Annotated in this window: 10 protein-coding genes and 1 pseudogene; 5 read left to right on the forward strand and 6 right to left on the reverse strand. The window is 68.0% G+C overall.

Translation table 11 applies throughout. The annotated features are described in order from the left end of the window. The first annotated feature begins 878 nt into the window (after positions 1 to 878). On the forward strand, positions 879 to 1,142 hold the full coding sequence (locus ACFYXC_RS41500; RefSeq protein WP_389558307.1) for a chaplin: 264 nt from the start codon (positions 879 to 881) through the stop codon (positions 1,140 to 1,142). Positions 1,143 to 1,516: 374 nt separating this feature from the next. Then, positions 1,517 to 1,771 (forward strand): hypothetical protein, encoded by a 255-nt coding sequence (locus tag ACFYXC_RS41505; RefSeq protein ID WP_389558310.1) that lies wholly within the window; start codon positions 1,517 to 1,519, stop codon positions 1,769 to 1,771. Between the two features lie 45 nt (positions 1,772 to 1,816). Here ACFYXC_RS41505 and ACFYXC_RS41510 read toward each other — a convergent pair whose 3' ends face one another. The 4 genes from ACFYXC_RS41510 to ACFYXC_RS41525 form a co-directional block, all read right to left on the reverse strand. Continuing rightward, on the reverse strand, positions 1,817 to 2,569 hold the full coding sequence (locus tag ACFYXC_RS41510) for an anti-sigma factor domain-containing protein (RefSeq protein ID WP_389558312.1): 753 nt from the start codon (positions 2,567 to 2,569) through the stop codon (positions 1,817 to 1,819). Next, entirely contained in the window at positions 2,566 to 3,150 is a 585-nt protein-coding gene (locus ACFYXC_RS41515) for a sigma-70 family RNA polymerase sigma factor (protein ID WP_389558324.1), read from the reverse strand. Before ACFYXC_RS41515 ends, ACFYXC_RS41510 begins: the two co-directional genes overlap by 4 nt. Before the next feature lie 311 nt (positions 3,151 to 3,461). Then, positions 3,462 to 4,109 (reverse strand): fasciclin domain-containing protein, encoded by a 648-nt coding sequence (locus ACFYXC_RS41520; protein WP_389558314.1) that lies wholly within the window; start codon positions 4,107 to 4,109, stop codon positions 3,462 to 3,464. A 65-nt stretch (positions 4,110 to 4,174) separates the two neighbouring features. Next, a complete protein-coding gene (locus tag ACFYXC_RS41525; RefSeq protein WP_389558316.1) occupies positions 4,175 to 5,833 on the reverse strand; it encodes a sulfite oxidase in 1,659 nt (552 codons plus the stop codon). 616 nt (positions 5,834 to 6,449) lie between these two features. Here ACFYXC_RS41525 and ACFYXC_RS41530 point away from each other — a divergent pair. Both ACFYXC_RS41530 and ACFYXC_RS41535 read left to right on the forward strand, forming a co-directional pair. Next, on the forward strand, positions 6,450 to 6,647 hold the full coding sequence (locus ACFYXC_RS41530; RefSeq protein WP_389558326.1) for an acyl-CoA carboxylase subunit epsilon: 198 nt from the start codon (positions 6,450 to 6,452) through the stop codon (positions 6,645 to 6,647). A 484-nt stretch (positions 6,648 to 7,131) separates the two neighbouring features. Beyond that, entirely contained in the window at positions 7,132 to 7,278 is a 147-nt protein-coding gene (locus ACFYXC_RS41535) for a hypothetical protein (RefSeq protein ID WP_389558318.1), read from the forward strand. Positions 7,279 to 7,521: 243 nt separating this feature from the next. Here ACFYXC_RS41535 and ACFYXC_RS41540 read toward each other — a convergent pair whose 3' ends face one another. After that, positions 7,522 to 7,959 carry an SgcJ/EcaC family oxidoreductase gene (locus ACFYXC_RS41540; protein WP_389558320.1) on the reverse strand — a complete coding sequence of 146 codons (438 nt, stop codon included), beginning with the start codon at positions 7,957 to 7,959 and terminating at the stop codon, positions 7,522 to 7,524. Between the two features lie 28 nt (positions 7,960 to 7,987). Next, positions 7,988 to 8,935 (reverse strand): helix-turn-helix domain-containing protein, encoded by a 948-nt coding sequence (locus ACFYXC_RS41545; protein WP_389558322.1) that lies wholly within the window; start codon positions 8,933 to 8,935, stop codon positions 7,988 to 7,990. 564 nt (positions 8,936 to 9,499) lie between these two features. Between ACFYXC_RS41545 and ACFYXC_RS41550 the strand changes: the two are divergent. Beyond that, positions 9,500 to 9,574: pseudogene (locus ACFYXC_RS41550) on the forward strand (ATP-binding protein); the annotation flags it as partial. Positions 9,575 to 9,710 lie beyond the last annotated feature (136 nt).

Below are 9,710 nucleotides of genomic sequence, written 5' to 3' on the forward strand. Positions count from 1 at the left end.
CGTCTGGGACGGCATGGCAGTTCCGCCATCGTGAACTCCAGGACCACCTCGCCACCCGCCCCGCGCCACCACCCCACTCATGAAGGAGCGTTCCGGCGTGGGACTGGCGTGGGTTCACTGGCAACTCAAAACCAGGCAAAGACTGAGCTGCCGCCAAGGACGCCAGGCCCGCCGTTCCCCCGCGACGACCGCCCGTGCAGAGCATCACCGCAGCTGCCGCGCACCACAGCTTGGAACCCTCCGCCATCTCCTCCACGATCGACAGCGCCCGGTGAAGACCGGGCGGCGCACCGGCAGCGCTCCGCTTGGTCACGTTCCGGTCCACTCGATACATCTCCGACAGCAACTCCGTGACCTTCAGATATGCTCTCAAAGGCCGATGCATGCCCACATCCGTAGCACTGCGCGCCCACACCCCGTCCACGCTTCACGACGCCAGCCCTCCTCTCCCGCTTCGTGATGTCGGGCGGCAAAGCGCCGGAGAGGAGCCAGTTGGCTGATCCGCGACAGGTACCGCTGGTCCACATGCCGCCAGGCGCGGTGATTTTCGTCCGGTCTGGCGTGTGGCTTCCTTGGAGCCTGCAGGCCGTTGACGGTCTGCAGGCGTTCGCCCGCGCGCCCGTCACCGCGCAGCTGGTGGTCAGCGAATTGCTGACCAGCGCCAGCAGACATGCTCCCGACCCCGGCCTCGCCTTGACCCGAGGCAGCATCCCATGCGGTGAGAGCCTCATATGAGGTGTGGTCCATGCGGGTGACAGAGGCCAGCCGGAGCAATCCGTGCGGGCCCGGCAGACGGATCAGCGTAGGAGGGCCGCGAACGGCGCGGCCCGGGGCGGTCGCAAGCAGCGGCAGCCCGCTTCTGTCTGTGAGGTAGTTCCATGTTTCGTGCGATCAAAAGCATCTCCCTGCTGGTGGCTGTCGGCGGTGCCGTACTGGGCGGCTCCGCGGTGGCGGTGGCCGACAGCGATGCGGGGGCGGTGGCAGCGCACTCGCCCGGTGTGCTGTCCGGCAACATCGTGCAGGTTCCCGTCCGTGTGCCGGTCAACGTCTGTGGCAACACGGTCAACGTGATCGGGCTGCTCAACCCGGCCTTCGGGAACGCATGCGTCAACGGCTCTCACCACGCAGGCGCCCGGAAGTAGCCGTTCATCAGCCGTCGTCCGCCTCCAGGCGGGCGACGGCCGTTGCACGGCATGGCACGTGTGGGACGATTCTGCGGTTCGGCAGGACCGCGATCGTCACCGGCCAATCCGCCCGGCTGCCGGTGACGGATTCCCTCTGTGTGCCCTCAAGGCCAGCTGCGGTGTTGATGAGGCAGGGAACGGGGCGTTTCGCGGGCCGATCCTTTGAGGACCCAGCGGATGGAAGTGCCATGCCGGACTCGGATCATGAATCATCAAGTGGGGAACACCTCACCTGCCTGGATTGCGGTGCCGCGCCTGGTCCGGAGAGTTTTCGGATCCGCACCGGTGGCACGGGGGAGGTCTGGCACACAGCGGACTGCCCTGAACTCGCTGTGCAGCGCATCCTCACAGACGACACGATGCGCAGTGCGGCAGTAGTCCGGGCGCAGGAAGTACGGTCTTTCTCCGCGGCCGTGCAGCGTCTGCATACGGCAGTGATCAGCTTCGACGGCGATGGCGCTGCCGTACCGTTCATCACCGCCCTGTTGAAGCTGGTCGAGGCCCAGGCCCAGAACACCGGCCGGCCCCTCCCTGTGGATCGGTGGGCAGAGATTTTGGACGAGTCCTTTCCAGATTCCCCAGCGTGATCGCGCCGGGCCCATGCGGGGCCGGCGCACCGCAAGTGCGCCTTCTCAGGCAGGAAACGACATCAGTACCAGCGGTGAGGACGTCGGCTTGGGAGAGCCGCCGGCAGGCTCGAGAGTGAGACCCATACCGGACGCGCCGCCGACCTTCCCGCTCATGAGGACGGCGGTGGCTACACGATCGGCGTTCATCAGTCCGGCCGCTCGCATGGTGCCGTCATCGTTGAACCACAGCTGGTACACCTTGCCTGCGGGGGGCTCTGCCAGTCCCGCGGTGACGAAAGCGGCCTGGTTGAGGCTTCTGGACACGATGACGGTTCCGCTGGCCCCGTCCGCGAAGCGGGTGGTGCGGGTCCTTGCATCGGGTGCGGCCAGGACGGCGGCGAGGGAGCCGGCACGCTGCTCGGTGCGTCGGGCCTGCGCGGTGGCGTCCTGGGCGCGTTCGTGCTGCCAGATGGTGGTGGCGCCCAATGCGGCCGTGACCGCCAGACAAGCGGCCAGGGCCCATCGCGGAACGCGGTGGGTACGCAAGCGCGTCCTGGGCGAAGGGCTGGGAACCAGGAATCGGGGGCCTTCCTGCCGGACTGTGCTGATGCGTCGCATCACGTGCTCTTTGAGTTCGGGGCGTGGTGTGAGCGATGCGGCCACGCCCAGGCGGGCGGCGGTCTCGCTCAGTTCCCGTACTTCTTGAGTACACGCCTCGCAGCTGGCGAGGTGGCGTTCGAAGGCTGCTGCTTCTTCTATGCTCAGTGCCTGCAGTGCGTAGGCCCCGGTGAGAGTGTGCAGGTCGGTGGTCTTCATGCGCTCACTCCCAGGCAGTCCCGGAGCCTGATCAGGCCGTCGCGAAGTCTGGTCTTGACGGTGCCCAGCGGAAGGGCCAGGAGTTCGGCCACCTCGCGGTAGGTCAGTCCGCGGTAGTAGGCCAGGGTGACCGACTGGCGCTGGAGGTCGGTGAGCGTGCGCAGACAGCGCTTGACCTGCTCACGTTCGAAGCGTGCCTCGACCTGTTCGGTGACCTCGTCGTACTCGGGAGTGTGGTCCAGCAGCGCGGCCTTGTGCTCCCGCGCGCTGGAGGCTTCCACCGAACGCACCCGGTCCACGGCACGCCGGTGGGCGAGGGTGAGGATCCAGTTGATGGCCGTACCGCGTTCGGGCCGGTAGTGGGCAGCGGTCCGCCACACCTCCACCAGGACGTCCTGGGCCACTTCCTCGGACTGCGCATGGTCGCGCAGCACACGACGCGCAACTCCCAGGACCGGCGAGACCGTAGCGTCATAGACGACGCCAAAGGCATCCTGGTCTCCGCCCGCGACCTCACCCAGGAGCCTTTCCAGGTCCGGCCGGGCCGATGGATGCCGCCCGATGTGCACCGGCTCTTTCACCACGCCACGCTCCAAAGTCAGAACTCGCCTTGCACCAATAGTCCGAAGCTACCGGTCGTTCGGCTTGCCGCCTTCGATGGTTCGCCACTGATGGCACGGGGCGGGACGTTGTCGCATCGTCGCGCAATCAGTTCACCGCACGATCCGCTCGTGGCGGACTTGTCGGGGTTTCCTGGGCCCGCCGCCATGCGGTGCCTGTTGCTGGCCTCCGGATCCAGTCGGCAACGGGCACCCTTGGCTGCCGGGTGAAGTCAGGTGGCCCCTGTGCCCGGCTACGCCTGCTGAGAGGTGTAGCCGGACCGATGCGCCGCTCAGCTCTTGGGCATCAGGACGGTGTCGATGATGTACACGTTGGCGTTGGCGGTCTTGACGTTGCCGCAGACGACCTTGGCGGAGCCGTTGACGGTGTAGGACTCACCGGAGCCCGCGGCCATCAGCTTGGACTTCTCCAGCGTCGGGAAGGAGCCGTTCGCCAGGTCCTTGGGGGCGAGCTTCTGGCCCACCACGTGATAGGTGAGGATTTTCGTCAGTTGTGCTTTGTCGTTCAGGACCTTGTCCAGGTCGGCCTTGGGGATCTTCGCGAAGGCGTCGTTGGTCGGCGCGAACACGGTGATGTTCTGGGCGTTGTTGAGGGTGTCGAGGAGGCCGGCCTTCTTGACGGCGGTCACCAGTGTGGACAGGGCCGGGTTGTTGGAGGCGGCGGTGGCGACCGGGTCCTTGGCCATGCCGTCGAAGGAGCCGGCACCGTCCGTGGGCACGGTGGAGCAGGCCGGGCCGAACGGCTCGTCCATGGCGGCCATGTCACTGGATGTGTCGGTGGACTCGTCCTTCGCGGGGGACGATGCCTTGCTGGAGGAGGAGGATGTGTCCTTGCTGTCGTCCGAACAGGCGGTCAGGGCGATCGGAAGGACGGCTGCGGCGGCTACGGCGACGGCGGCACGGCGGATACGGGTGTTCATGAGATGTCTCCTGTTGGGATGTGATCGGTAATCAAGGGGAGGGATGTGCCTTCGGCAGGGCGTGGTCAGTCGACGGTGACCACCACCGAGTGCCAGCCGCTGGCTCCGTCGGGGACGGTGCGGGTGCGCCGCTCGGTCTGGGTCTGGCCGGTGCGGTCGGTGGCCCGCACGGTCAGGGTGTGGGTGCCGCGGGTGGCCTTCCAGGGGAAGGACCACTGGCGCCAGGTGTCGCGGGTGTCCTCTCTGGCCAGGTCGGCCTGCTGCCAAGGGCCGTCGTCGAGGCGGACCTCGACCTTGTCGATGCCGCGGTGCTGGGCCCAAGCCACTCCGGCGACCATGACCGTGCCGGCTTTCGGGCGGGCGAACGGCTTGGGGGTGTCGATGCGCGTCTGGGTCTTGATGGGCGCCCTGCGGGCCCACTTCCGCTTCACCCAGTAGGCGTCGTAGGCGTCGAACGTGGTGAGCTCGATGTCCTCGATCCACTTGCAGGCCGACACGTAGCCGTACAGACCCGGCACCAGCATGCGGACGGGGAAGCCGTGCTCGAAGGGCAGCGGCTCGCCGTTCATACCGATCGCAAGCAGCGCGTCACGGCCGTCCATGACGTCCTCCACCGGGCTGCCGATGGTCATGCCGTCGACCGAACGGGCTACCAGCTGATCGGCCGGGCCGCCCTTGGAAGGGGGCCTTACCCCGCACTCGGCGAGGAGGTCCGTCAGGCGTACACCGATCCAGCGGGCGTTGCCCACGTATGGTCCGCCGACCTCGTTCGACACGCACGTCAGCGTGATGTGCCGCTCGATGAGTTCACGGCGCAGCAGGTCGTCGAAGGTGACGGTCATCGGGCGGGTGACGCCCTTGCCGTGGATCCGCAGCCGCCAGGCGGTGGCGTCCACCTTCGGTACGACCAGCGCGGTGTCTACCCGGTAGAAGTCCTTGTTCGCTGCCACGAACGAACTGACGCCGGGGATGCGCAGCCGAGCCCCTTTCGGCACCGGGGCGGCGGCGGATGCCGGGGCCGGAAGGAGCAGGCTGCTGCGTGAGGCCACGGCGCTTTGGCCGCGGGAGTTGTTGAGGGTCCGTCCCACAGCGCCGGCGGCGGTGGAGGCCGCCGCGGCGGCGGTGGCCGCGATGATGAACCCGCGCCGGTCCCAGCCTGCTTCCCTCGTCACAGCGGCCGGGCCGACTGGCCCGGCGGCCGTGGGTGTGTCCCCGCGCGACTGGGTGACCGGCGCGGGTGTGTGTGTGGCCTTGCCGGGGCCAAGCCTTCCCACCAGCACATACAGCACCCCGGCCCCGGCGATCACGCCGACCGCGGAGGGAAGGGCGTCCGTCCAGCTCGTGGAATCGGGACGGCTCGTCGCAGCCCACGCGCCCACCACTCCGAACAGCAGCACACCTGCCGCGCCGGTTCTGCGCCGGTATGCGGCCAGCACTCCCAGAAGCAGGGCAAGAACTGTCAGGGTCGTCAGAATGCCGAGCTGCAGAACGAGTTTGTCGTTGGTGCCGAAGTGGCGGATCGCGTAGTCCTTGACCGCTGCCGGAGTGCGGTCGATAGCGGCAGACCCCACCGCGACCACGGGCCCTGCCTGCGGCCGCACTGCCGCGGACACCAGCTCCGCGACCGCCAGCGCCGTATAACCGGCCACCAGGCCACTGACGGCCCCGAGCAGACAACGACGCCAGGCGGGCTGGGCCCTCGGCACTTTCTGATCTTCGCTCACACAGGGAATCCGAAACAGACCGGCTCCCGGATTGGCCGCCCACTCCATTGAATGAACATGGATTTTGGACCAAACCTTTCGCTGCGCAGCTTCGTATCAACCACAGCGCGCCGTAACTGGAAGTCCGGTCTGTCACGGGACGCCCCGCCTCGGTACCTGGATTTCCGCATGCTTGCATGCGTGCTCATACGACGCTCGTACAGCACTGCATGGGAATCGCTGTGACCGTCCCGGGCAACCCCTCCGGGAATCGGCTGGCAACGAACCAGCGGCATGAGAGGCGTTTACTGATGTGAGCGTCCTGTGGCATTGCCGTCAGCTGTCCGCCGCTGGCGTCGGTACCAGAGGATTAGCCAGGCCAGTGAGCGCGGTGCCTGCTGTTGATCACGGACAGCGGGAGCACGTGAGGACCCGGACCGGTCGGGACCGGGCCCCCACGGGTGTGCACCAGTGCGGGGAGAACGTGCACGAGGGAGTCAACAATTCCCACCGTCGATGGATGCGCTTGTGCGGTCGGCGCGGGGCTCCAAGGGGGGCCACTGTCGGGCTGGCTGCCCGGACGGAGCAACTGTGGCTGCGATGCTCTTCAGGGTGTGGGGATCCTGGACACGTGAGCATGCATTTCCACGTTCTGAAGGGCGATCCGGACACCGACGAACTGGCAGCGGTGACGGCGGTGATCACCGCACTCCTTCGCACCACGGCAGTACCGCGGACATCGAACACAGCCAGACGCGCGCACTGGGACCGGGCCTTCCGGCCCCACGCGTCCCCGGCTTCCTGGCGCCACGCGCAGAGGGCCGCACAGGAATGATGCACCTCTCACGCCGTCCAACATCCGTACGAGGCAGCGCCTTCGTGAGCCGGACCCGCTGACCGAACCGCTACCAACGGGCCGCGCCCCGTCCCCGCTGAGGCGCGACCCGGATCCCCGCTTCGGGCGGAGCGGCCCGAAGCGGGAGCGCGACCAGCTTGCCGCCCGCGGCACCCTCGCCACCGCCATGACCGGGTCGCAGCCCTCGGCTCCACCCCAGCACCCGCACCCCCTGCACAGCCCTGCATTGACAAGGTGCAGCTCTGCCCCGTTCGGAACCCGTCATCATCAGCATTCCGAAGATCGGCCTGCACTCGCGGGTCGACAAGGTCCCCTGAGCCGCCGACGGTTCCATCGCTCTGCCCAATAGCCCCCGACCATGCCGGCTTATGCACCAGATCCGTCACACCGGGCGAGAAGGGCACCGCCATCATCCTCAGCGACATCGACTCCGACAACCGCCCCGCCGCCTTCTATGACCTGGGTGCCCTTCCTCTTCACGGTCACCCGCCGTGACGGCAGCACCGCCCACTTCACCGTCACCGGCATCAACGAATGGGCGTTCCCCTCCCAAGACGACTACGGCTCCGCCGTGACCGTGCCCCTGAGACTGATCCCCTGCGCCGACTGAGGCAGCACCCACCGCACCTACGAGGTGAGGACGGCCCGTGCGGCCGGGTGGGGTGCGTCTCGGGCAAGCTCAAGCGGCCCTGCCAGGATCTCCGCGGGCGGTCTGACTGCGGCTGGCCGACGGTCCGCACTTTGCGGCCGAGTTGGTGTCTGACAGCGCTGACCGCGATTGATCGGGGGGACGCCGGAAACCCCTTCGAGGACCCGGTCAACGATCTCGTGCACGCCCCCAGGCATCGTGCCCCTATCCGGCGGTGGCCTGGGCGTCCAGGGTGATCGCGGTTTCCAACGAGATCAAGCGTGCGTTCTGCAGTGCCGCGACCTCCCAGCGGTCGTTCTGCCACACCAGCGCGAGCAACTGCATGAAGCGGCGGCTCGAGGGCGGCTCCTCCTCGCCCGGCATCACCATGGCGACGCGGTGGTGCACCACACCCCAGCCCGGACGGACGATCCGGGCGAACGGCACCTCGCCCCGCACCAGCCGGGAACCCTTCAGGACGGTGTCGAAGAGCGGCTGATTGAACGCGATCACCGCTTCGCGTCCCTTGTGAATGGTTCCCTCGAAGTCAACGAGTTCGGCGTCATCCGCGAAATCGGCGACGAACGCGGTGGCGTCACCCCGGTTCCAGCCCTCGTTCATCCGGGCCGGGATGGCGCTCATTGCTTCGACCGACTGTTCCATGTGATCACCTTTTCCGTTTTCCACACTGTCAGTCACCATCTTCGGCGGACCGGCCGGCGGACGCATTGATCATCTGCGCACGGTTGTTGGACATGAGTGCCGCCGCGTTGTACCCGTAGGTGGCCTTGAACAGCCGGCTGAAGTGCGCCGGATCGGTGAACCCCCAGCCGGCGGCGACGGCCGCGACGGTTCGGTCGGTTCCGGCCAGGTCCACGCGGCACCGCTCCAGGCGCTGCCGACGGATCAGGGCCGCCACCGTCAGCGGCTGACCCTCGAAGAGCTTGTGCAGTCGGCGCACGGACATGTGATGCGCCGCGGCCACCTTCGCCGGAGTGAGATCCCGGTCGGACAGCCTCGCTTCGATGAAGCCGAAGATCCGGTTGCGCAACGCCTCGTCGGCGGCCGGCCGCCGCGAATGGCCCAGCTGAGCCGAGAGTGCCACCGCGATCAGCTCGATCACCGCAGCCGCCGACCTGTCCGCCTCGTTGGCGCGGAACCCGTCCAGGGACCGCACCACATTCCGTGCGAGCGAGGACACCAGAGCCCCGGGGCCGCGGTCGCCGCGAATGCGTACTCCGGCCAGCCGGGCGGCGTCGTCCGGTCCGAGCCGCAGCAAGCGCCGTGGTACCAGCATGGTCACGTGCCTGGTCGCGGTGCTGGCGAACCGGACCGGCCGCACCGGGTCGATCAGGACCAGGTCGGCGGGCCCGAGCACAGCGGTGCTGCCGCCCTGCTCGGCGCGCACCCGGCCCTGCATCACGAGCTCGATCTGCCACAGTTCGCTGTCGGCATCGCGGGCGGACCGCGCATCCCGGAAGCACTCGCCCTCCGGGGTCACCAGCTCGGCCAGCCGTAGAGGCCCCAGATCGCGGGTGACGACCTCGGCGCGGAAGTCATCGCCGCTGTGCCGTCCGCCGCGCAGGGGCGGCAAGCTACTTGCTGCGAGGGTCTCCAGAAAGGCGTCGGCGCTGTTCATGCGACGTCAGTACGCGGAACGCAGTACAGGACGCCGCCGTTGCGCAATCCGCCGCGGAACCGTGAGCCTCACATCCCGCCCTCGCGGCGCGGGCCCGCCTTCTCCAGCACACCGTTCGGCGACGTTCGTCATGTCCGACCTCATCATCAGTAAAAGCCAACCCAGTGCCTGCTCAGCATCCATAAGCGACCCTACCGGCGCCCACCGTATTCAACTCGCCGACTGAAGTGCTCAGTCACCCCCGGCCATCGACCGCGACAAGAGCCCGCTGCTCGACGCCGACCTCGACGCCGTCCGCATCGCCGACGCACTGCGCGGAAGCCCGCACATCCTGGGCCCCGCGCTGAACCCGGCTCGGACCGCGTCACCTTCACCAAGCTCGCGGGCAGCGGCTTCGGCCGCACTGGGTAGGATGCCGACCGACCACGGACGGCATCCTGCCCGCACCGGCGCTCACCGAGGTCCTGGCCACGGCGGTCCTCAACCACCCCGACTTCTACGCCGCCGCCCCGGCCGACCCGCGCGAGGGCACTCTCACCGTCCAGACCCGGAACGGGGTGCGCTCTCGTAGTCGATGAGGTCGGCTACCAGCCCTTCGAACGCGCCGAAGCGAACCTGGTCTTCCAGGTCATCTCGAAGCCTGAGCGGATGACTTGCCGTCCTTGCGGGCCTTCGCTTTTGTCGCCTCGCGCAGCGCCTCAGTGCGCTTGGCCGCGCGCGCCTTCGACTCCGCGGTGGGCGGAGCCAGCTCGATACACAGCTTGCGGCCCTCAGT

Source organism: Streptomyces sp. NPDC002701, assembly GCF_042889045.1.
GTDB lineage: Bacteria > Actinomycetota > Actinomycetes > Streptomycetales > Streptomycetaceae > Streptomyces.

Bases quoted from the DNA above. Each gene is read 5' to 3' on its own strand.
- ACFYXC_RS41500 (WP_389558307.1), top strand. From the start codon at position 879: ATGTTTCGTGCGATCAAAAGCATCTCCCTGCTGGTGGCTGTCGGCGGT.
- ACFYXC_RS41510 (WP_389558312.1), bottom strand. From the start codon at position 2,569: ATGAAGACCACCGACCTGCACACTCTCACCGGGGCCTACGCACTGCAG.
- ACFYXC_RS41520 (WP_389558314.1), bottom strand. From the start codon at position 4,109: ATGAACACCCGTATCCGCCGTGCCGCCGTCGCCGTAGCCGCCGCAGCC.
- ACFYXC_RS41530 (WP_389558326.1), top strand. From the start codon at position 6,450: ATGCATTTCCACGTTCTGAAGGGCGATCCGGACACCGACGAACTGGCA.
- ACFYXC_RS41540 (WP_389558320.1), bottom strand. From the start codon at position 7,959: ATGGAACAGTCGGTCGAAGCAATGAGCGCCATCCCGGCCCGGATGAAC.
- ACFYXC_RS41545 (WP_389558322.1), bottom strand. From the start codon at position 8,935: ATGAACAGCGCCGACGCCTTTCTGGAGACCCTCGCAGCAAGTAGCTTG.